This is a genomic window from Alistipes sp., assembly GCF_048465575.1.
In the GTDB taxonomy this organism is placed as follows: Bacteria; Bacteroidota; Bacteroidia; order Bacteroidales; family Rikenellaceae; genus Alistipes.
This window is the reverse complement of record NZ_DBFWLG010000009.1, coordinates 303,160-323,460: the sequence shown is the minus strand read 5'-3', so window position 1 is coordinate 323,460 and position 20,301 is coordinate 303,160. Positions and strand designations below refer to the sequence as shown.

The 20,301-nt window shown below is 62.0% G+C and carries 20 protein-coding genes; 11 read left to right on the top strand and 9 right to left on the bottom strand.

Annotation, left to right across the window (positions count from 1 at the left end; genetic code table 11):
• Positions 1 to 229: 229 nt before the first annotated feature.
• The 3 genes from fabG to ACMQ11_RS04120 form a co-directional block, all read right to left on the bottom strand.
• Positions 230 to 976, bottom strand: coding sequence for a 3-oxoacyl-[acyl-carrier-protein] reductase (fabG, locus tag ACMQ11_RS04130; protein ID WP_418991445.1), 747 nt, complete (start codon positions 974 to 976; stop codon positions 230 to 232).
• 115 nt (positions 977 to 1,091) lie between these two features.
• Entirely contained in the window at positions 1,092 to 1,547 is a 456-nt protein-coding gene (locus tag ACMQ11_RS04125; RefSeq protein WP_418991444.1) for a hypothetical protein, read from the bottom strand.
• 218 nt (positions 1,548 to 1,765) lie between these two features.
• On the bottom strand, positions 1,766 to 2,041 hold the full coding sequence (locus ACMQ11_RS04120) for a hypothetical protein (protein ID WP_418991443.1): 276 nt from the start codon (positions 2,039 to 2,041) through the stop codon (positions 1,766 to 1,768).
• 239 nt (positions 2,042 to 2,280) lie between these two features.
• On the opposite strand from ACMQ11_RS04120, the gene ACMQ11_RS04115 reads away from it, so the two are divergent.
• From ACMQ11_RS04115 to ACMQ11_RS04100, 4 genes are all read left to right on the top strand, one after another.
• Positions 2,281 to 2,403, top strand: a complete 123-nt coding sequence (locus tag ACMQ11_RS04115; RefSeq protein ID WP_418991442.1) for a hypothetical protein — start codon at positions 2,281 to 2,283, stop codon at positions 2,401 to 2,403.
• An 84-nt stretch (positions 2,404 to 2,487) separates the two neighbouring features.
• Positions 2,488 to 3,768 carry a serine hydroxymethyltransferase gene (gene glyA, locus ACMQ11_RS04110; RefSeq protein WP_418991441.1) on the top strand — a complete coding sequence of 427 codons (1,281 nt, stop codon included), beginning with the start codon at positions 2,488 to 2,490 and terminating at the stop codon, positions 3,766 to 3,768.
• A gap of 1 nt (position 3,769) precedes the next feature.
• Positions 3,770 to 4,450, top strand: coding sequence for a DUF2461 domain-containing protein (locus tag ACMQ11_RS04105; RefSeq protein WP_418991440.1), 681 nt, complete (start codon positions 3,770 to 3,772; stop codon positions 4,448 to 4,450).
• 2 nt (positions 4,451 to 4,452) lie between these two features.
• Positions 4,453 to 5,397: an alpha/beta hydrolase gene (locus ACMQ11_RS04100; protein WP_418991439.1), complete on the top strand. Its 945-nt coding sequence runs from the start codon at positions 4,453 to 4,455 to the stop codon at positions 5,395 to 5,397.
• A 59-nt stretch (positions 5,398 to 5,456) separates the two neighbouring features.
• Here ACMQ11_RS04100 and glmS read toward each other — a convergent pair whose 3' ends face one another.
• From glmS to glmM, 5 genes are all read right to left on the bottom strand, one after another.
• Positions 5,457 to 7,301 (bottom strand): glutamine--fructose-6-phosphate transaminase (isomerizing), encoded by a 1,845-nt coding sequence (gene glmS, locus ACMQ11_RS04095; RefSeq protein WP_418991438.1) that lies wholly within the window; start codon positions 7,299 to 7,301, stop codon positions 5,457 to 5,459.
• Positions 7,302 to 7,408: 107 nt separating this feature from the next.
• Positions 7,409 to 8,191, bottom strand: a complete 783-nt coding sequence (locus tag ACMQ11_RS04090) for an inositol monophosphatase family protein (RefSeq protein ID WP_418991437.1) — start codon at positions 8,189 to 8,191, stop codon at positions 7,409 to 7,411.
• A gap of 2 nt (positions 8,192 to 8,193) precedes the next feature.
• Positions 8,194 to 9,561: a dipeptidase gene (locus ACMQ11_RS04085; protein ID WP_418991436.1), complete on the bottom strand. Its 1,368-nt coding sequence runs from the start codon at positions 9,559 to 9,561 to the stop codon at positions 8,194 to 8,196.
• A 4-nt stretch (positions 9,562 to 9,565) separates the two neighbouring features.
• The gene (locus tag ACMQ11_RS04080) at positions 9,566 to 10,012 is read right to left on the bottom strand and encodes a copper resistance protein NlpE (RefSeq protein WP_418991435.1); all 447 of its coding nucleotides are present in this window, start codon (positions 10,010 to 10,012) and stop codon (positions 9,566 to 9,568) included.
• A gap of 5 nt (positions 10,013 to 10,017) precedes the next feature.
• Positions 10,018 to 11,406, bottom strand: a complete 1,389-nt coding sequence (gene glmM, locus ACMQ11_RS04075) for a phosphoglucosamine mutase (RefSeq protein WP_418991434.1) — start codon at positions 11,404 to 11,406, stop codon at positions 10,018 to 10,020.
• Between the two features lie 99 nt (positions 11,407 to 11,505).
• Between glmM and ACMQ11_RS04070 the strand changes: the two genes are divergently transcribed.
• The 7 genes from ACMQ11_RS04070 to ACMQ11_RS04040 are packed head-to-tail and all read left to right on the top strand — an operon-like array spanning position 11,506 to position 18,244.
• Positions 11,506 to 12,384 (top strand): nucleoside phosphorylase, encoded by an 879-nt coding sequence (locus ACMQ11_RS04070; RefSeq protein WP_418991486.1) that lies wholly within the window; start codon positions 11,506 to 11,508, stop codon positions 12,382 to 12,384.
• 37 nt (positions 12,385 to 12,421) lie between these two features.
• Positions 12,422 to 13,546, top strand: a complete 1,125-nt coding sequence (dnaN, locus tag ACMQ11_RS04065; RefSeq protein WP_418991433.1) for a DNA polymerase III subunit beta — start codon at positions 12,422 to 12,424, stop codon at positions 13,544 to 13,546.
• 11 nt (positions 13,547 to 13,557) lie between these two features.
• On the top strand, positions 13,558 to 14,325 hold the full coding sequence (locus ACMQ11_RS04060) for an exonuclease domain-containing protein (protein ID WP_418991431.1): 768 nt from the start codon (positions 13,558 to 13,560) through the stop codon (positions 14,323 to 14,325).
• Positions 14,322 to 16,166: a LysM peptidoglycan-binding domain-containing protein gene (locus ACMQ11_RS04055; RefSeq protein WP_418991429.1), complete on the top strand. Its 1,845-nt coding sequence runs from the start codon at positions 14,322 to 14,324 to the stop codon at positions 16,164 to 16,166. The genes ACMQ11_RS04060 and ACMQ11_RS04055 overlap by 4 nt, the downstream gene beginning before the upstream one ends.
• A gap of 1 nt (position 16,167) precedes the next feature.
• Positions 16,168 to 16,815, top strand: coding sequence for a redox-sensing transcriptional repressor Rex (locus tag ACMQ11_RS04050; RefSeq protein ID WP_418991427.1), 648 nt, complete (start codon positions 16,168 to 16,170; stop codon positions 16,813 to 16,815).
• A 3-nt stretch (positions 16,816 to 16,818) separates the two neighbouring features.
• Positions 16,819 to 17,823, top strand: coding sequence for a GNAT family N-acetyltransferase (locus ACMQ11_RS04045; protein WP_418991426.1), 1,005 nt, complete (start codon positions 16,819 to 16,821; stop codon positions 17,821 to 17,823).
• Between the two features lie 10 nt (positions 17,824 to 17,833).
• Positions 17,834 to 18,244, top strand: a complete 411-nt coding sequence (locus tag ACMQ11_RS04040) for an acyl-CoA thioesterase (RefSeq protein WP_418991425.1) — start codon at positions 17,834 to 17,836, stop codon at positions 18,242 to 18,244.
• Between the two features lie 86 nt (positions 18,245 to 18,330).
• On the opposite strand, the gene ACMQ11_RS04035 is transcribed toward ACMQ11_RS04040, so the two are convergent.
• On the bottom strand, positions 18,331 to 20,217 hold the full coding sequence (locus tag ACMQ11_RS04035; protein WP_418991424.1) for a TlpA family protein disulfide reductase: 1,887 nt from the start codon (positions 20,215 to 20,217) through the stop codon (positions 18,331 to 18,333).
• Positions 20,218 to 20,301: the final 84 nt, after the last annotated feature.

The window sequence follows — 20,301 nt, the reverse complement described above, 5'->3', positions numbered from 1 at the left end:
CAACAGGCCGACGTTTCCGGTGGCGGGTTTTACCTCGCTTCGCTCCGCCCCTCGGGGGCTGCGCGCCGCTCGGCGATTGTCGGCGGCGCAACGGCAGAGCCGTCACGCTGAAACCCTGCGGGTTTTGTCCGAAAGGAAAAACGCCCATCGAATAAATTCGGTGGGCGCTTTTCCTTTCAGCAGATGCCTGTCGGCATTTTCAGCGCGACGGTTCTGCTCGTATCGTTTCTTAACAATTCATCGCGCCGCAGCAGTGGATGACCTGGCCGCTGACATAGGACGAGAGGTCCGAGGCGAGGAACAGGGCTACCTTGGCCACGTCCTCGGGCGTGCCGCCCCGGCGCAGCGGGATCTGCTTGTACCAACCCTCCTTGACCTCGTCGGGCAGCTTGTCGGTCATGTCGGTGATGATGAAGCCCGGGGCGATGGCGTTGGCGCGGATGCCGCGCGGTCCCATCTCTTTCGCAATGGATTTCGCCAGACCGATCATGCCGGCTTTCGAGGCCGAGTAGTTGCACTGGCCGGCATTGCCGCTCACGCCCACCACCGACGACATGTTGATGATCGAGCCGCTCTTCTGGCGCGCCATGACTGGCGTGACGGCGTGGATGAAATTGAAAGCCGACTTGAGGTTCACCGTCAGCACGGCGTCCCACTGCGCTTCGGACATGCGCATCATCAGGCCGTCCTTGGTGATGCCGGCGTTGTTGACCAGAATGTCGATGCGGCCGAAATCGCGGACGATCTCCTCGATCACCTGGTGGGTCTGTTCGAAATCGGCCGCATTCGAGGCGTATCCCTTGACCTTGACGCCCAGCGCGGCGATCTCGGCTTCGGTAGCCTTGCCGTTCTCGTCGATCGTAAGATCGGTGAACGCCACGTCGGCGCCCTCTTTGGCGAACTGGAGTGCGATGGCCTTGCCGATGCCGCGTGCGGCACCCGTCACTACGGCCACTTTCCCTTCGAGTAATTTCATTTTTTAAGTATGTTTTATAATGAGTTTTTCCGTTTTGCAGCACAAAGATAGAAAAAAAATCTCAATGACGGTCCCGTCCGGAAAATGTTCCCCGGAAAACCGTATCTTTATGCGACTAAAAATCGGTACGATGAAAACCGTAAAATTCGTGTTCGCCACGATCTTTCAGAACGGCGGGGATGCCACGCGCGCCATCGAACTGGCCAAAGCCGTGCGCGACCATGCTCCCGCTGGGTACGACGCCCGTATCGTTTTTCTTTCGCGCGGCAGCCGCTTCGAGCAGCAGGCCTTGGACGATGGTTTCTCGATCTATCGGGCCGAACCCCCGCTCGGCGGCGTGCAGTACCTCGACGATTTTGGCACGCGCTTCGGCGAACTGATCGGTTCGACTGCGCTGGCCAAAGAGATTCTGCTCGGGGAACTGGACGCCTACCGGAACCTGCGCCCCGACGTGCTGGTGTACGGATTCTGGCCCATCGGCAGCATCGCCCGCCGCATGGCGATTCCCCATACGCCGGCCGTCGCGTTCCTGCCGCTTCCCCTCGAGGAACCATTCCTCGGTACGGTGCATCGTTTTCCCGACGAAATGCCCCTTTCGAGACTGCCCGAATCGGTGCAGCGGTCGATCCTCAGGTCGGTGCCGCAGGCGCTCAAGGAGCGGATGCCGGCCCTCAGGCACGGCTGTATCCGTCGTGCGGCCGAAGAGGCGGGATGGACCGGGGAGCCGCTGAGCAACATCTTCCGCATGCTGCGTTCGGATTGCTACCTGGTCAACGATTTCCCCGATTTCTATCCTCCGGGGCTCTTCGACCGGCGGGTCGTCTTCACCGGACCGCTGTTTTCCCGACCCGCCTCGGCGCGGATCGAAGACCGGCGCATCATCCGCACGCTTTCGTCGGACAACCCCAAACCCAAACTTTTCTGCACGCTCGGCACGTCGGGGAGCCGGGAGGCGCTCTTCGAGGTGATCCGCATGTTCAACGCCCCGGGTTGTGCGTGGAGCGGAGTGGTGCTCTGTCCTCCCTCGATCTGCGAACTGAGCGAGGCCCAAGCGTTGTCGCGCAATCCCGACGTCGTGCTGACGGACGCTTTCGTTCCCGCCGCCGAGGTCAACGCCCTGGCCGATGCCGTGATCTGCCACGGCGGGCAGGGAACGCTCCAGACGGCGATGCTGAGCGGAACCCCGCTCGTCGGTATGGCGGCCCAGCCCGAACAGCAGATGAACCTCCAACCACCTATCCGATTACGGAGCGGCCATCGCCCTTTCCCGGCGCGATTGGAGTGCCCCGCGCATCGCCCGGGCCGTGGAGCTTCTGTTGGGGGATTCCCGCTTCAAGGCGAAGGCGCAGCGGCTCCGCCGGCGCGGTCTGGAGATGGATTCGCGGCAAATCGCAGCCGAAGCGATCTGGCGACGGGCGGGCGTGTAATTTATTTTGCGCCGCGCCCGCCGATTTCGCCAAATTTATCTATCTTTACACTCTGTAAACGAAAACACATAAAACCCTTACAATATGAAAAGAGACACCCGGATTTTCGATCTGATCGCCGCCGAGCGCAGCCGTCAGATGCACGGCATCGAATTGATCGCTTCGGAAAATTTCGTCAGCGACCAGGTCATGGAGGCCATGGGCTCCGTTTTGACCAACAAATACGCCGAGGGCTACCCGGCGGCCCGCTACTACGGCGGCTGCGAGGTCGTGGACCAGGTCGAATCGCTGGCCATCGGGCGCCTCTGCCAGCTTTACGGCGCCGAATATGCCAACGTGCAGCCCCACTCGGGCGCCCAGGCCAACATGGCCGTGTTCTTCGCCGTCATGCAGCCCGGCGACACGTTCATGGGGCTGGACCTCGCGCACGGCGGCCACCTCTCGCACGGTTCGCCGGTCAACATGTCGGGCAAGTATTTCAAGGCCGTGGGCTACCGGCTCGACGAAGCCACGGGCCGCATCGACTACGACGCCATGGAGCGGCTGGCCCTGGAGTGCAAACCGCGGCTGATCGTAGGCGGCGCTTCGGCCTACTCGCGCGAGTGGGACTATGCCCGCATGCGCGCCATCGCCGACAAGGTGGGGGCGCTGCTGCTCGTGGACATGGCCCACACGGCGGGCCTGATCGCCGCGGGGCTGCTCGACAACCCCGTGCAGCACGCGCATATCGTCACCTCGACCACCCACAAGACCCTGCGCGGACCGCGCGGCGGCATCATCCTCATGGGCAAGGATTTCGATAATCCCTGGGGGCTGACTACACCCAAGGGCGCCGTGAAGAAAATGTCGCAGATACTCAATTCGGCCGTCTTCCCCGGCATTCAGGGCGGACCGCTGGAGCACGTGATCGCCGCCAAGGCCGTGGCGTTCGGCGAGGCGCTCGACCCCGCGTACAAGGAGTACCAGACCCAGGTGCAGAAGAACGCCCGCGCCATGGCCGAGGCATTCGTCGGGCGCGGCTACAAGATCGTTTCGGGCGGCACGGACAACCACCTGATGCTGGTCGACCTGCGGACCAAATTCCCCGAACTGACCGGAAAACTGGCCGAGCGGTGCCTCGTGGCCGCCGACATCACGACCAACAAGAACATGGTGCCGTTCGACACCCGTTCGCCGTTCCAAACCTCGGGTCTGCGGTTCGGCACCCCGGCCATCACCACCCGCGGCCTGAAAGAGGACAAGATGGATTACATCGTCTCGCTGATCGACCGCGTGCTGCAAGACCCTGAGAATGAAGAGAACATCGCCGCCGTGCGGCGCGACGTGAACGCCCTGATGGCCGATTATCCGCTCTTCGCCTGGTAACATGAAAGAGATCGTCGATTTTCTGCGCCGGCTGCACGACAACAACGACAGGGCGTGGTTCGACGCCCACCGCGCGGAATGGACCCGCGTGAAAGGGCGGTTCGCCGATTTCACCGCGCAGCTGATCGAGGGCCTGGCGTCGTTCGATCCGACGGTGCGCGGGCTGCGTCCGCAGAACTGCACCTACCGCATCGCACGCGACACGCGCTTCTCGCCGGATAAACGCCCCTACAAAGATTACATAGGAGCCTACATCGCACCGAAAGGCAAAAAATCGGGCTTCGCGGGGTACTATTTCCACCTCGAACCGTGCGGCGACAACCTGCTGGGTTGCAACCTTTTGTCGGCCGGCATGGTCTGCATCGAACCCGCGGTGCTGCGCTCCGTACGCGAGGAGATTCTCGACAACGGCGCGGAATTTGTGCAGGCCGCCCGGGCGGCCCGGGGATTCCGGATATGCGAAAACAACTCGCTGAAGCGTACGCCCACGGGATTTCCCACGGGTACGGAGTACGACCACCTCCTGCGGCTCAAGGATTTCTACCTCGAAAAGCCTGTCACCGAGGAGTTCGTCCTCGCCGACGATCTGGTCGAGCGTGCCGTCGAGGAGTTTCGCCTCACGCAGCCGTTCGTGGCGATTCTGAACCGGGCCGTGCAGTACGCTTACGATGAAATGATGTGATTATGAAAGGACTGTTGATGTTCGTCGCGCTCTTCGCGGCAGTTGCGGCCCATGCGCAGAAAGTGGAAAAAGAGACGTTCATATATGCCGTTAAGGGGGCCGACACGCTGCGGCTGGACCGCTATGTCGCACCGTCCGTGGAGAGCCGCATGCGGCCCTGCCTCCTGTTCGTCTTCGGCGGCGGCTTCGTCTCGGGCACGCGCGACGGCGAACCCTACCTCCCGTTTTTCGAGTACTACGCCAAAAAAGGGTATGTGGTCGTCTCGATCGACTACCGCCTGGGAATGCGGGAGCCGATGGAGCGCGGAACGCTCGACGAGCGGAGTTTCGCCCCGGTGTTCCTCGGGGCGCTGGAGATGGCCGTCGAGGATTTGTACGACGCAACGGCCAGTGTGTGCGCACACACCGCTGATTGGGGCGTCGATCCGCGGATGATCGTCGTATGCGGATCGAGCGCCGGAGCCATCACGGTGCTGATGGGCGAGTACGGCATTTCGAACGGCAGCGCCCTCGCGCGGCGGCTTCCCGAGGGGTTCGACTATGCGGGCGTGATCTCCTTTGCCGGGGCGATTTTCGACCCCGACAGCGAACTGGAGTGGCCGCGGACGCCGGCGCCGACGATGCTCTTCCACGGCGATGCCGATCCCAACGTGCCGTACGGCGCCGTGCGCTACGAGGGTGCGGGGTTCTTCGGGTCGGAGTATATCGCCCGGCAGTTTACCCAAAAGCGCTTTCCGCACTGGTTCTACTCGGCCGCCGGGGCCGACCACGCGATCTCCGTGCGGCCGATGTACGAGAACCGCTACGAGATCGACTCGTTCCTCGAAAAGCTGGTCTGGCAGCGGCAGCCGCTGGTGATCGACACCACCGTGGCGCCCGCCGACGAATCGGGCGGCCCCCGCGCCTTTACGATGCGCGACTATATCGAGGCCAATTTCGCCCGCTGACACCCGACACGTAAGGCACGCACAAAAAATCCGCAACCTTTTCGGGGTTGCGGATTTTTCTATTCCACCGTGACCGACTTGGCCAGGTTGCGGGGCTGGTCAACGTTGCGCCCTTTGTTGACGGCGATATGGTAGGCCAGCAGTTGCAGGGGCACCGAGACCACGATCGGCATGAGGCATTCGGTGATGACCGGCACCTCGATCACGTAGTCGGCCGAGCGGCGGACCTCGGTGTCGTCGCGGGCGACGACCGCCACGATCCGCCCGCCGCGCGAGCGGATCTCCTCGATGTTGCTGGCCGTCTTCTCGTAGGTGCGGTCGGGCGTGGCGATGGCGATGGTGGGCATTTCGGCGTCGATCAGGGCGATGGGTCCGTGCTTCATCTCGGCCGCAGGGTAGCCCTCGGCGTGGATGTAGGAGATCTCCTTGAGTTTGAGCGCCCCCTCCAGCGCCGTGGGGTAGTTGTAGCCGCGGCCCAGGTAGATGAAATTGTGGGCATAGGTGAATATCTTGGCCAATTCCGCGATTTGGGACCCCGCTTTGAGTACCTCTTTCAAGGTGTCGGGCAGTGCAAGCAGGGCTTCTGCGACCTCGCGGTAACGGGCGTCGCTGACCGTACCCCGCTCGCGGCCCACGGCCAGCGCGAGCATGGCCATAACCGTAACCTGTCCGGTGAACGCCTTGGTCGAAGCCACGCCGATCTCGGGCCCCACGTGGATATAGGCTCCCGAGTCGGTGGCGCGGGCGATCGAGGAGCCGACGACGTTGCAGATGCCGAAAACGAAAACCCCGGCCCGGCGGGCCAGCTCCACGGCGGCCAGCGTGTCGGCCGTTTCGCCCGACTGCGAGACGGCGATCACGATGTCGTCTTCGCGCAGGATCGGATCGCGGTAGCGGAACTCCGAGGCGTACTCCACCTCGACGGGGATGCGGCAGATCGACTCGATCAGGTGCTCGCCGATGAGCGAGGCGTGCCACGAGGTGCCGCATGCCACGAAGACGATGCGGCCGGCCCGCAGGAACCGCTCGCGGTTGTCGATCACGCCCGAGAGTTTGACCTCGCATGTCTCGGGGTCAATGCGGCCGCGGATGCAGTCCACGATGGTTCCGGGCTGCTCGTCGATCTCCTTGAGCATGAAATGCGGGTAGCCCCCCTTTTCGAGCTGCGAGATCGAGAGCTGGAGCTTGCGGATGTCGATCCGCCCCTCGTGGTTGTCCAGCGTGAGCACCCGAAATGGGGCGTCGCGGTCGAGGACCGCGATCTCTTCGTCGTCGATGTAGACGAAACGGTCGGTGTGCTCGATGATCGACGCCGCGTCCGACGAGAGGAAAAATTCGTCCTCTCCCAGCCCGACGACCATGGGGCTGCTCTGCCGTGCGGCGATGATGCGCCCCGGGCAGCCCTTTTCGAGAATGGCGATGGCATAGGCGCCCACGACCTGCTTCAAGGCCTGCTGCACGGCTTCGACGAGCGTGCAGCCGTTGGTGAGGCGCACGTATTCGATCAGGTTGACCAGCACCTCGGAATCGGTGCTGCTGCGAAACGTATAGCCGTGTTGGATCAGCGCCTCCCTGAGCACGCGGTAGTTCTCGATGATGCCGTTGTGGATCAGGGCGATCGACTCCGATTCGGAGTAGTGGGGATGGGCGTTCACGTCGTTCGGCTCCCCGTGCGTCGCCCAGCGCGTGTGTGCGATTCCGCTCGAACCGCTCAGCGGCTTATCCATGAGGAAATGTTCGAGGTCCGAGACCTTGCCTTTGCACTTGTAGACACTCAGAGCACCCTCCTCATCGACCAGAGCCACACCCGCGCTGTCGTAACCGCGGTATTCGAGGCGGTGCAGACCTTTCAACAGAATGGGACAGGCTTCCCGCCTGCCTACATAACCGACTATTCCGCACATTGCTTCCGTATTTTAGCTCCGCAAAATAAGAAAATTATTTAATAATGGTGCAAAAAAGGGACTGAATTTGCATTCAGCCCCTTGGTAATTGAACTGCAAGTAATTGATTATTCGACGTATCGGCCGATCTCATCCACGATAGCCGCATTGCCCGCCACCAGCGAGACGCCGCGGTCGGCACGCAACTCCCGGATAACGCCCCCGGCCTCGAGCAGGATCAGGCTGCCGGCGGCCACGTCCCACTCGTGCAGGCCCAGCTCCCAGAAGCCGTCCAGAAAGCCGGCGGCGACCGCGCAGAGGTCGTAAGCCGCCGCACCCATGCGGCGCAGGTCCCTGACGTGAGGCAGGATGCGGGCCACGTTCGCGGCGTTGTTATCGGGGTTGCGGTCCTTGTCGTAGGGAAAACCCGTGGCGACGACCGCCGTGGGGAGCGACTGTTTGCCGGCCACATGGATCGGCTGCGGCGTGCCGCCGCCGGTGCTCAGATACGCTCCGCCTCCGCGGGCCGCGGTGAAGAGTTCGTTCAGGTAGGGCGCATAGACCACGCCGACGATCGGCTCGCCCCGGTATTGCAGGGCGATCGAGACGGCGAAGACCGGGAGCCCCTGGCTGTAATTGGTCGTGCCGTCGAGCGGATCGATCACCCAGCGGTAGTCGCTTGCAGCCGCTCCCCGGCTGCCGCCCTCCTCGCCCAGAATCGCGTGGGAGGGCCAGCGTTCCACTATGGCCCCCGCGATCAGCTCCTCGCTTTCGCGGTCGGCGCGCGTCACCACGTCCGAAATGTTGGACTTGGTGCGGATCGCCAGGTCGTTGCCCCGAAAGTAGGCGAGTTGTATCTGCCCGGCCTCGCGCGCCAGGGCGACGGCAAAGGTGAGAAATTCGTCGTACACGGCTATCGCTCCCCGGCGAAATACTTGTAAAACAGCGGGATGGTCCTCAGCCCCATTTCGAACTGCTCCACTCCGTAGCTCTCGTTGGGCGAGTGGATGGCGTCCTCGGCCAGGCCGAAGCCCAAAAGGAGCGACTTGATGCCCAGGATCGACTCGAAGCCGCTGATGATGGGGATCGAACCGCCCGAGTAGAATGGGAGCGGCTTGCGGCCGAAAGACTCGGTGACGGCCCGCTCGGCGGCCCGGTAGGCCGGGGTGTCGGTCGGACAGAGGTAGGGCATGCCGCCGTGCAGCGCCCGGACCGTCACGCGGACGCTCGGAGGCGCAATGGCCTTGAAATGCGCTTCGAACAGTTCGGAGATCTTCCGGTAGTCCTGGTTCGGCACCAGGCGCATCGAAATTTTGGCCGAAGCGCGGGCCGGAATCACCGTCTTGGTGCCCTCGCCGGTATAGCCGCCCCAGATGCCGTTCACGTCGAGCGAGGGGCGGATGCCCGTACGCTCGATGGTCGTGTAGCCCCGCTCGCCCTCGACATCGCCGATATGGAGCGATTTTTTGTACTCCTCCAAGTCGAACGGAGCGCGGTTGAACGCCTCGCGCTCGGCGGCCGTCAATTCGTGTACGTCGTCGTAGAAGCCGGGAATCGTGATGCGGCCGTTCTCGTCGACCAGCGAGGCCACCAGGCGCGTCAGCACGTTGGCCGGGTTGGCCACCGCGCCGCCGAAAAGGCCCGAGTGGAGGTCCTTGTCGGGTCCCTCGACCTCGACCTCCATGTAAGCCAACCCGCGCAAACCGCATGTAATCGAGGGGGTTTGCATCGAGATCATCGAGGTGTCCGATACCAGAATGATGTCGGCCCGAAGCAGCTCCTTGTGCGCTTCGCAGAAGCCGTAGAGGCTCGGCGAGCCGATCTCCTCCTCGCCCTCCAGCATGAATTTGACGTTGCAGGGGAGCGTTCCGGTGGCGCACATGGCCTCGAACGCCTTGGCGTGCATCCACAGCTGGCCCTTGTCGTCGTCGGCGCCGCGTGCGCGGATGCGGCCCTCCTCGATGACCGGTTCGAACGGGTCGGTGCGCCATTCTTCGCGCGGGTCCACGGGCATGACGTCGTAGTGGCCGTAGACCAGCACGGTTTTGGCTGCGGGATCAACGGTTTTCTCGGCATAGACCACCGGGTTGCCCGCGGTGGGCATAACCTCCGCGCGGTCGGCGCCGGCCCGGCGGAGCGCCCCGGCCAGAAATTCGGCGCAACGCTGCATGTCGGGTTTGTGTTCGGACTGGGCGCTGATCGAGGGAATGCGCAGCAGATCGAACAACTCATTGAGAAAGCGATCCTTATTGGCTTCGATGTAATTCTTTACTTGATCCATATCGTCAGTCGTTTTGCTTGGTCAGGATGTAGTGGGCGGCCAGCTCGCCGGTGATGGGCTGCCGGGCGGCGTCGAGCAGACGCAGGCGGTTCTCCTCGACCTTGTAGTAGTCCGGCTCGTCGCCGTCCGAGGGGCGGAGCGTCAGCAGGTTGTCCTCCACGGTGTAGGTTCCCTGCTCGTCGAACTCCGTCCGGCGGTCGATGTATTTCATGTGGAGGTCGTACTTGCCGTCGTCCCGCAGGCGGAGCGTCATCTCGATACCCGGACAGTCCGCGGCCGGGAACGTCCCGGTGTAGGTGCCCTTGTAATCGAGCGACGTCTCGGCCGTGTGCATGTCGGGCGACCGCGTTTCGGTGGCGGCCCGGTCGGCCGAAGCTGCTTTCTTGCGTGTGGAAGAACCGCAGGCGGCCAGTGCAAGGGCGGCTGCGGCGATCAGAATCGTTCTTTTCATATCGGTCAGATTTTGCATATCTCTTTGATTTCGCCGATGAAACGCTGCGCCAGCGCATCGGCTTCGTCCCGCGATTTCGCCTCGGTGTAGACGCGGATGATCGGTTCGGTGTTCGACTTGCGCAGGTGGACCCAGTTTTCAGCGAAATCGATCTTTACGCCGTCCGTATCGTTCACCTGTTCACTGCTGTAACGCGCCTTGATCTCACGCAGTACTTTATCCACGTCGATGGCCGGTGTCAGCTCGATCTTGTTCTTCGAGGCGAAATAGGATGGGTAGGTCGCGCGCAGCGCAATCATGGTCATTCCCTTTCGGGCCAGCCACGTCAAAAAGAGTGCCGTTCCGACCAGCGCATCGCGGCCGTAATGGAGTTCGGGGTAGATCACCCCGCCGTTGCCCTCGCCGCCGATTACGGCGCCGACCTCTTTCATTCGGGCCACCACGTTCACCTCGCCGACGGCCGAAGCGTAGTATCGGCCGCCGTACCGCTCGGTAACATCCCGCAGGGCGCGCGACGAGGAGAGGTTCGAGACCGTATTGCCGGGCTGCCGGGAGAGGATATAGTCGGCCACGGCCACCAGCGTGTACTCCTCGACAAACATCGAACCGTCCTCCGAGACGAATGCCAGTCGGTCCACGTCGGGATCGACGACAATGCCCAGGTCGGCTTTCTCGCGCACGATGACCTCCGAAATTTCGGTCAGGTTCTCGGGCAGCGGCTCGGGGTTGTGGGCGAACTCGCCCGTCGGGGAGCAGTTCAGGCAGACCACCTCGCAGCCCAGCTGATGCAGCAATTCGGGCATGACGATGCCGCCCACCGAGTTTACGGCGTCCACGACCACCTTGAAGCGGCAGCGGCGCACGGCCTCTGCATCGACCGCCGGAAGAGCCAGCACGCGGCGGATATGCTCGGGGTTGAAATCCTCGCGCGCGAGGACATGCCCGATCCCGTCCACCGCGGGGTAGTCGTAAGCGCTCTCTTCGGCGAGTGCCAGCAGCTCCCGGCCCTCGGCATCGGAGAGGAATTCTCCGTCGGCGTTCAGCAGCTTCAGAGCGTTCCACTGGCGGGGGTTGTGCGAGGCGGTGATGATGATTCCCCCGTCGGCGCCTTTGGCGATGACGGCCATCTCGGTGCCCGGCGTGGTGCAGAGCCCCACGTCGATCACGTCGGCCCCGGCCGCGAGCAGCGTGCCTTCGACCAGATCGGCGACCATTCGGCCCGAAATGCGGGCGTCGCGTCCTACGACAATGGTAAGTTTTTTGCCCGGGTTGCGTCGAGCCATCAGACGCGCATAGGCCGTGGTGAATTTCACGACGTCGGGCGGCGTCAGATTCTCGCCCGAGGGGCCGCCGACGGTTCCGCGGATGCCCGAAATGGATTTGATGAGGGTCATGTCTGCAATACTTATATTTATGAAATATTCTCGCCCAAGTTTTGATATTTGAGGTAAAAATAGTACTTTTATGCCAATTCTGAAAATTAAAAAACGACTATTATGAGAACGATACCCGCTTCCGAATTGATTATCAACGACGACGGTTCGATTTTCCACCTCCACCTGCGCCCCGAACAGCTGGCCGACACGGTGATTCTCGTGGGCGATCCGGGCCGCGTGGCGCTGGTGGCCGAGCATTTCGACACCACGGAGTGCCGGGTCTCCAACCGCGAGTTCAACACCGTCACGGGCACCTGCAAGGGCAAGCGCATGACGGTCCTCTCGACCGGTATCGGTATCGGGAACATCGACATTTGCGTCACGGAGCTCGACGCGCTGGCCAACGTGGATTTCGCCACGCGGCAGGTGAAGCCCGAGAAAAAGCAGCTTACGCTGGTGCGGCTGGGAACGTCGGGGGCCATCCAGCCCGACATCAAGGTGGGGGATTTCGTTTTTTCGCGCACCTCGTGCGGCTTCGACGGCCTCTTGAGCTACTACAAGGGGCGCGACGCGGTTTGCGATCTCGATCTGGAGGAGGCGTTCGTGAAACATACCGGCTGGTACGAGAAGATGCCCCGGCCCTATTTCGTCGATGCCGACCCCGCGCTCTTCGAACTGTTCCGCGACGTATGCGTCGAGGGAATCACCATCGCCGCGCCGGGCTTCTACGCGCCGCAGGGGCGCTGGGTGCGGCTCGAACCGCACGATGTGCATCTGAACGAGAAGATCGAATCGTTCGAACTGGGCGGCCGCCGCATCACCAATTTCGAGATGGAGGGTTCGGCCCTGGCCGGTCTGGCGGCCCTGATGGGACACCGCGCCGCCACCGTCTGCACGATCATCGCGCAGCGGATCGCACTGGACGCCTGCACCGACTACAAGCCGTTCGTGAAGCAGATGATCCGGACGGCGCTGGACAAACTCGCTACTTTGTAATCGATTGTAAAACAGAAAATAAACAGAAACAACACCTATGAAATTCACCGTATCAAGCTCGGCCCTGCTCTCGCTTCTGGCAACCACCGGCAAAGTCATCAGCAATAAGAACACACTGCCCATCCTCGACTATTTCCTCATGGAACTCAACGGAAATACGCTGAAAGTCACCACTTCGGACCTCGAAACGACGCTTATCGGGTCGATCAGCGTGGACAGCGTCGAAAGCGAAGGAACCATCGCCGCGCCCGCCAAACTGATGCTCGACTCGCTCAAAGAGTTTTCCGAGCTGCCCCTGACGATCGAGGTCAACGACAAGAACTGGGAGATCAAGATCAACTGGAAGAGCGGTTCGCTCTCCATCCCCGGAGCCAGCGCCGTGAGCTATCCCGCCGTGCCGCAGCTCAGCTCGGAAAAGAAAGAATTGCGTCTGGACGTGGACACGCTGGTGAACGGCATCAACAAGACGATCTTCGCCACGGCCGACGACGAGTTGCGCCCCGTGATGAACGGCATCTATATCAGCCTCGAACCCGAGACGCTGACGTTCGTCGGCACCGACGCGCACAAGCTGGTCAAGTACGAGTCCGAGACGGCCAACGAGGTGACGGCCTCGTTCATCCTCCCGAAGAAACCCGCTACGCTGCTCAAGTCGGTGCTGCTGAAAGAGGACGACGCCATCGAGGTGGCTTTCGACTCAAAGAATGCGCTGTTCAAACTCAAGAGCCACACGCTCGTCTGCCGGCTGATCGAGGGCAATTACCCCAATTACAACGCCGTGATCCCCGCGAACAACCCCAACAAGGTGCTCGTGGACCGCATCGAGTTGGTCAACGGCATCAAGCGCGTGGCGGTCTGCTCCAACCCGACGACCAACCTCATCCGCATGGACATCGCCGACAACCGGATCAACCTCACGGCACAGGACATCGACTTTTCGGTCTCGGCCAACGAGACCATCTCGTGCAGCTACGAGGGGCAGGCCATCACGATCGGCTTCAAATCGACTTTCCTGGTGGAGATTCTGTCGAACATGGAGACCCCCACGGTGGTGGTAGAACTGGCCGACTCGACCCGCGCCGGCGTCTTCAAACCCGTCTACGACGACAAGCAGTCGAGCAGGACGCTCATGCTGCTCATGCCGATGATGATCAACGCCTAACGACCCGCTGAATGAAGTTAAACCTCAAACGCCCGATCATCTTCTTCGACCTCGAAACCACCGGAGTGGACACGGCAAAGGACCGCATCGTGGAGATTTCGATGGTCAAGGTCATGCCCGACGGCGAGGAGATTCCGAAAACTCGCAGGCTCAACCCCGGAATCCCCATTCCCCCCGAAGCGACGGCCATCCACGGCATCACGGACGAGGACGTGAAGAACGAACCGACGTTCGCGCAAATCGCCCGGTCCCTGGAGCAGTTCATCCGCGGCTGCGATTTCGGCGGCTTCAACTCCAACCGCTTCGACCTGCCGCTGCTGGTCGAGGAGTTCCTGCGAGCGGGCGTGGACGTGGATTTCAAACGCCGCAAGTTCATCGACGTGCAGAACATCTTCCACAAGAAAGAGCAGCGCACGCTGGTAGCGGCCTACCGCTTCTACTGCGACAAGGACCTCACCGACGCCCACTCGGCCGAGGCCGACACGCGCGCCACCTACGAGGTGCTCAAGGCGCAGCTGGAGCGCTACGACGACCTGGAGAACGACGTCGAAAAGCTGGCCGAATTCTCGTGCCGCAACGACTGCGCCGACTATGCCGGACGCATCCTCCTGAACGACAAGGGAGTCGAGGTCTTCGGCTTCGGCAAGTACAAGGGGCGCTCCGTGGCCGAGGTGTTCCGTCAGGAGCCCAGCTACTACGCCTGGATGATGAACGGCGATTTTCCGCTCTATACCAAGAAAGTCATCACCGAGATACGCATGCGCGACAAAACCAAATGACGATGAGACGACTCTGCGCCACGGCCCTGCTCGTCGCCTGGGGGCTTTGCGCCCTGGCGGTCGAGAAATCGGGAACCATCGTGTACATCAACGGTTCGAAATACTACATCCACACGGTCCAGCCGGGCGAGACGCTCTACGCCCTCTCCCGGGAATACGAGGTGGGGGAGAAAGTGATCGTCGAGAACAACCCCAAGGCCGCCGACGGGTTGCGGGCTGGGGAGACGGTGAAGATTCCGTTCGTCGCAGCCGTGCCCGCGCAGCAGTCGGAGAAGAAGCTCCGCCGGACGTTCGACATGCACTTCGTATCGCAAGGGGAAACGCTCTACGCCATCGCACGGCAGTACGAAATTCCGATCCGAACCCTGATTGCGGACAACCCCGACCTCGATCCGATCCACCTCCGGCTCGGACAGCGCATTCTGATCCGCAAGAAGCAGATCGGCCGGCAGGACGAAGCCGCGAGCAAATCGCAGTGGGAGGAGTACCGGCAGACGCTCAACAGCGTCTCTGAGCCGGGCACGGCCTACCACATCGTGCATCCGGGCGAGACGTTCTACTCGCTGGCGCGGCGCTTCGGCATCTCCGAGACCGAACTGAGCCTGCTGAACGGCGGTCTGAAAGCCTGTGACCTCAAGGCCGGAGCCATGATCAAGGTGCCGGGAGGTGCGGATGCTGCGACCGACACGACCGCCGGGCACGCCGACAGCGTGCGCATGGAGCCGACGGCTCCGGAGTTCGAGCAGAACCGGGTGCCCGAGATCGAGTTCCGGGCCCTCCGTCAGAGCGAGCCGCTCGACGTGGCGTTGCTGCTGCCCATCGCCGTGGACGAAACTCCGAACCCCAACTACCTGGAGTTTTACCAGGGATTTCTGCTGGCGCTCGACAGCATAAAGACCCGCTACGGCTACTCGGTGAATGTCGATCTCTACAATACGGGGCGCGATGCGGAGCGGATCGAAGAGATCGTCGGCAGCGACTCGTTCCGCGGCACCGACCTGGTCGTGGGACCCGTCTATGAAGAGGGGCTCTATCCGGTCATCCGTTTCGCGGAGCAGGAGCGGATTCCCGTCGTGTCGCCGCTGGCCAACATCACGCGCATGAACAGCGACGTGCTGTTCCAGCTGGCGCCCGACCCGGCGCGCAAATACGAGAAAGTCGCGGACCTCATCAACGGCGACCGGCGCGTGACGCTCATCTATACCGAGAGCACCGACACCGAATTCGAGCAGGAGATACTGGCACTCCTGGGCGACGCGGAGTATACGCGGCACACGTTCAAATACCTGCATCCCACGGCGGTCCGGTCCGATGAAGAGAACACCGGCGACCTGACGCCCCTCTTGGAGAACGGCGACGACAACGTGTTCATCATCCTCTCGGACAACGAGATCGACGTGGACCGCATCCTGGCGGCGCTGGCTTCGGCCGACACGAGTCTCACGAGCCGCGGACGCACGGCACCGCGTTTCGTCGTGCTGGGCAACGCCCGCTGGAACCGCTACAACAACATCGACCGCACGATCTTCTTCAAGGACCGCGTGGTCTTCATCTCCACCTACCACGCCAAGCGCGACAGCCAGGCCGTCGTCGATTTCGACAGCGCCTACATCCGGGCGTTCGGTGCGCTGCCCACGCTCTACTCCTACCGCGGATACGATGCGGCGATGATCTTCGCTCCGGCCATGTACAACGACATCGAGTACGACATGGAGGGGCGCCGCTACACGCCGCTGCAAACCACCTACCTCTTCGGGCAGGGCGAGGGGCGCGCCAACCACCTGAACCGCAACTGGACGCGGGTGAACTACAACAACGACTTTACGATAACCACCGAATGATATGGCTTCGCTGACAAACGGAATACCCGAGAAAACCATCGAACGGCTGAGCGAGTACCGCCGCACGCTGCTTGCCAGCCACAAGCAGGGCATCACCCACATCTTCTCGCACGTGCTGGCCGGCATCCACGGCATCACGGCCGTGCAGGTGCGGCGCGATCTGATGCTCATCGGTTTTTCGAGCGACACCAAGAAAGGCTACGACGTACAGGTACTGATCGAGTACATCAGCAAGATTCTGGACAGCCCCACGCCGATGAACATCGCCGTGCTGGGCATGGGCCACCTGGGCCAGGCCATCACCAAGTATTTCAACGGCAAGGGGTTGGCGCTCAAGATCACCGCAGCATTCGATGTCGACCCCGAAAAGGTCGGCAAGACCATCGACGGCATTCCCTGCTACCACATGGACTCGTTCGAGGGCATGGCCGAGGAGAAAGACATCTCGATCGTGATCGTCTCGTCGCCCACCAAAGTCGCGCCGAACCTGGTGCTGCCGATCATCAACGCCGGAATCAAGGGGGTGCTCAATTTCACCTCCACGCCCCTCAATTTCCCGCAGGGGATCGTGGTCGAGAACTACGACATCACCACGCTGCTCGAAAAGGTGGCCTATTTCGTCAAGGAGAGCGACAACAGCAATTCCTGAGCGATGCGCATTTTCCACGGTTTCGATTCGCTGCCCCGGTTCGAGTGTCCGGCCGTCACGGTCGGCTCGTTCGACGGCGTGCACCTCGGACACCGGGCCATCCTGGAACGGCTGGCGGCCGAAGCGCGGCGGGACGGGGGCGAGAGCATCGTCCTGACGTTCGAACCCCATCCGCGCATGGCGCTGGGCCGTGCTGCGGGGATGCGGCTGCTGACGAAGCTCGAGGAGAAAATCGCGCTGTTGGAGGCCTTGGGCGCAGACCATGTGATCGTCATCCCGTTCGATCGCGCGTTCGCCGCGCTGTCGGGCCGGAAGTTCGTCGAACACTACCTCTTGGGCAAGGTCGGGGCCCGGACGCTTGTGGCTGGCTACAACCACCGCTTCGGGCATGACGCGCGGGACAGCCGCTCGCTGGCCGACACGCCGGGGCTTCGGATCGTCGAGGTCGACGAACGGGTCGTGGAGGGCGACCGGGTCAGTTCGACCGTCATTCGCAGGCTTCTCGATCGTGGCGAGCGGGCCGAAGCTGAACGCCTGCTGGGACATCCGCTGCACGCGGCGGGAACCGCTGCGATCCTGTTCGATCCCATGCGGACAACGGCTCTGAGGGAGCGTCTTGCGGCCCTGTGGGAAGCATCGGTCCGGGCCACGCACACGTTTCTGACCGACCGGGATGTGGCGGAACTGACCCCCTGCGTCCGGGAGGCCGTTGCGGCAGTCGAAACCCTCTACGTCGCATACGACGGTTCCCGGCCCGCCGCTTTCATGGGCACCGAGGCCGGAAAAGTGGAGCTGCTTTTCGTCGCCCCGGAACATTTCGGGCAGGGGATCGGCAGCCGCCTGATCGGAATCGCATGCGAGCGGGGTGTGAATCGGGTCGATGTGAACGAACAGAACCCGGCTGCCGTCGCGTTTTACGAACACATGGGTTTCGAGGTGTTCGAACGCACCGCGACCGACGGACAGGGAAGACCGTTCCCGATACTGAAAATGAAATCGAACCGATAAACTGAAAATCATGTTAAGTCACGATTGTCGGATCCGCGTCTGGTACAAGCATACCGACCAGATGGCGATCTGCCACCACTCGAATTACATTTGTTATTACGAAGCGGCCCGCAGCGAACTGTTGCGCGAACTGGGCATGTCGTTCGCCGAGGTCGAAAAGCGCGGTATCATGATGCCCATCCTGGAGGTGCAGTCCAAATACCGCAAGCCGGCCTATTTCGACGAGCTGCTCACCGTGCGGATCATCCTCAGGGAAATGCCCTCGACGCGGATCGATTTCTTCTACGAAATCTACAACGACCGGGGCGACCTGCTCAACACGGGCATGACCCAGTTGGGCTTCATCCACAGCGATTCGCGCCGCCCGTGCCGCTGTCCGGAGTGGTTCCTCGACCTCGTCCGCAACCGCTGGGAGGAGTAGCAATTCCACCGGAATTATTCCGGAAAATGCAGCACGTACCTTGCCCGATCGGGAGAGGTACGTGCTGTTTTAGCGTGTTCCGGTATTTAGTCAATCATCTTTTGGAGTTCCCTTTTCAATTTCTCGTGGTCGCGCAGGTCGTTGCGCAGCTTGTACGATCCCTCCTTGCCGACGACCACGTAGGAGGGGATGCCGTCGATCCGAAACTGCTCGCACAGATAGCCCCACTGCTTGTCGTTCAGCCGGAAATGCCTGCCCCGAATCGTGGCGATACGGGTTTTATAGGTCACCAGCGGCGAGGTTTCGTTGGCAATATAAATCCAAACCAGGTCGTCGCTCCCGAGTTCGGCGTTTTTCAGCGGTTCCACGGCCTGGATCGCAGCCTGGCAGGGAACGCACCAGGTATTCCAGAAATCGACGAGCACGACCTTTCCCTTGAAAGGCTCGACGATCGCATCGAAGAGTTCGTCGAGGCTCACGTCCGGCGTCGGCTCGATCCGGGCCCTGCCATCCACGGCCGCCAGTTCCCGGCGCGTCTTCGCCCGAATGGCCTCGCAGGCCTCGGCATAGAAAGGGTCCTCGAGCGTGCGGAGCATATTCAGCTCCTCTTCGGTCAACTGGTCGTTCTCGGCTTTCGAGGGCAGGGTCCCGATCCTGTGCAGGGCGACCAGCGTTCCTGCGGTCGTGTTCGCGGCTTTCGCCCAGTCGATCTTCGGGTTCATCGCCGCATCGCGGTAATCGCCGATAAAAAAGCCCATCGGCAGTTTCGGATCGGCAGCGTCGAACAGCTGGCAGACGGCGGCGACATGTTCCGGGCCGATCTCGGCGAACCGGTAATCGATTTTGTCCCGGAGGTCCCACCGTTCGTTCACTGCCCGGTAGTTGTGTTCCAACAGAAACCTCCCCGACGCGATGGCCTGGAGCATCTGCTGCCGCAGCGACAAGAGGGACAGCTCTCGAACCATTTCCGACATGCCGCTGCGGGCGATACTGTCTGCCAGCGTCCGGTATTCCGAGACGAGCATCTGCGTGAACTCGTCCGCCGTCATCCGGTAATCGGCGAAATCGCCCGTATACATTTCGAGTGCGATTCGTCCGCATTCGTTCCGGTCGACAAGCATGTTCAGGTCGGCATAGGTTCCCCGCGCATAGAGCCGCGGTCCGGGATGTCGCTGCACCCGGTTCCGGCGCTGCACGATGGCTTTGCCCGCACTGCGCAGGTCGAGATAGAGGTCGACGGCTTCGCCCGGCGCGATCCAGAACGGCGAGAAATGAACGCCCGTATTGGCGAGGAAAGCGACTCCCGTGCCGTATTGCGCGAACGTGACGGTCGCAACGCCGCTTGCGGGATCGACCCTCGCGTCATAACTCTTCTGACCGGTCAGCAAGGAGTTGACGTAAATAGTGATCCCCCGCAACATCCCCTCCCGGTAACCGAGCAGGTGGAGATTCACGGTCGTTTCGCCCACGGCCAGGATCGGGTCGGGCACGGGACCGTCCTCGGGGGCTTTGCGCAGCTCACGCGGAAGCCCCTCGGGGTATTCGGCATAGGCGGTTTTGCCCGTCAGGTCCACGCCGTAGAGTTTGAAACAGTCGTCGCAGTCCGATTCGATAAAGTCGAACGATTTCGTGCCGAGGGGCAGCGGCTGGAACCGAAGCGCGAACGACGCTTCGCCCGAGTCGGGCATCCAGAACAGCGAGTCGGGTGCGATGCCGTCGGCTCCGGTCAGCATATATTTCCGCCCGCCGGTCCTCAGGTATGATTTCGCGTCGATGCGAATCCACTTTCGGGGCGTGAAACAGGCGTTCATGTGCAGCACGGTCGCCGTGTCGCTCAGGCAGACCTGCACGATGTCGAGCGTTTGGGTATTGGCCGTCTCGATCAGCGGATTTTCCACGATGCGGTTTGCGGGAGTGCAAAACGACAGCAAAGCGACGGCCGCAGCACAACACGGAATCGGGAGATTTCTCATAAAAGTCGGATTTGGCAGTGTTTGCAAATATAACGATTTGCGGCTCCCGTTGTTCTTTGCAGAGCACGAAAAAGGACCGGCGTT

What these genes read in the sequence shown, in the direction of transcription:
- fabG (WP_418991445.1), bottom strand. Translation starts at nt 976, where the DNA reads ATGAAATTACTCGAAGGGAAAGTGGCCGTAGTGACGGGTGCCGCACGC.
- ACMQ11_RS04050 (WP_418991427.1), top strand. Translation starts at nt 16,168, where the DNA reads ATGGCTTCGCTGACAAACGGAATACCCGAGAAAACCATCGAACGGCTG.
- ACMQ11_RS04085 (WP_418991436.1), bottom strand. Translation starts at nt 9,561, where the DNA reads ATGGATCAAGTAAAGAATTACATCGAAGCCAATAAGGATCGCTTTCTC.
- ACMQ11_RS04100 (WP_418991439.1), top strand. Translation starts at nt 4,453, where the DNA reads ATGAAAGGACTGTTGATGTTCGTCGCGCTCTTCGCGGCAGTTGCGGCC.
- ACMQ11_RS04055 (WP_418991429.1), top strand. Translation starts at nt 14,322, where the DNA reads ATGACGATGAGACGACTCTGCGCCACGGCCCTGCTCGTCGCCTGGGGG.
- ACMQ11_RS04125 (WP_418991444.1), bottom strand. Translation starts at nt 1,547, where the DNA reads ATGCACCGTACCGAGGAATGGTTCCTCGAGGGGAAGCGGCAGGAACGC.
- glmS (WP_418991438.1), bottom strand. Translation starts at nt 7,301, where the DNA reads ATGTGCGGAATAGTCGGTTATGTAGGCAGGCGGGAAGCCTGTCCCATT.
- ACMQ11_RS04060 (WP_418991431.1), top strand. Translation starts at nt 13,558, where the DNA reads ATGAAGTTAAACCTCAAACGCCCGATCATCTTCTTCGACCTCGAAACC.
- ACMQ11_RS04080 (WP_418991435.1), bottom strand. Translation starts at nt 10,012, where the DNA reads ATGAAAAGAACGATTCTGATCGCCGCAGCCGCCCTTGCACTGGCCGCC.
- ACMQ11_RS04105 (WP_418991440.1), top strand. Translation starts at nt 3,770, where the DNA reads ATGAAAGAGATCGTCGATTTTCTGCGCCGGCTGCACGACAACAACGAC.
- ACMQ11_RS04040 (WP_418991425.1), top strand. Translation starts at nt 17,834, where the DNA reads ATGTTAAGTCACGATTGTCGGATCCGCGTCTGGTACAAGCATACCGAC.
- ACMQ11_RS04035 (WP_418991424.1), bottom strand. Translation starts at nt 20,217, where the DNA reads ATGAGAAATCTCCCGATTCCGTGTTGTGCTGCGGCCGTCGCTTTGCTG.
- glmM (WP_418991434.1), bottom strand. Translation starts at nt 11,406, where the DNA reads ATGACCCTCATCAAATCCATTTCGGGCATCCGCGGAACCGTCGGCGGC.
- glyA (WP_418991441.1), top strand. Translation starts at nt 2,488, where the DNA reads ATGAAAAGAGACACCCGGATTTTCGATCTGATCGCCGCCGAGCGCAGC.
- dnaN (WP_418991433.1), top strand. Translation starts at nt 12,422, where the DNA reads ATGAAATTCACCGTATCAAGCTCGGCCCTGCTCTCGCTTCTGGCAACC.
- ACMQ11_RS04045 (WP_418991426.1), top strand. Translation starts at nt 16,819, where the DNA reads ATGCGCATTTTCCACGGTTTCGATTCGCTGCCCCGGTTCGAGTGTCCG.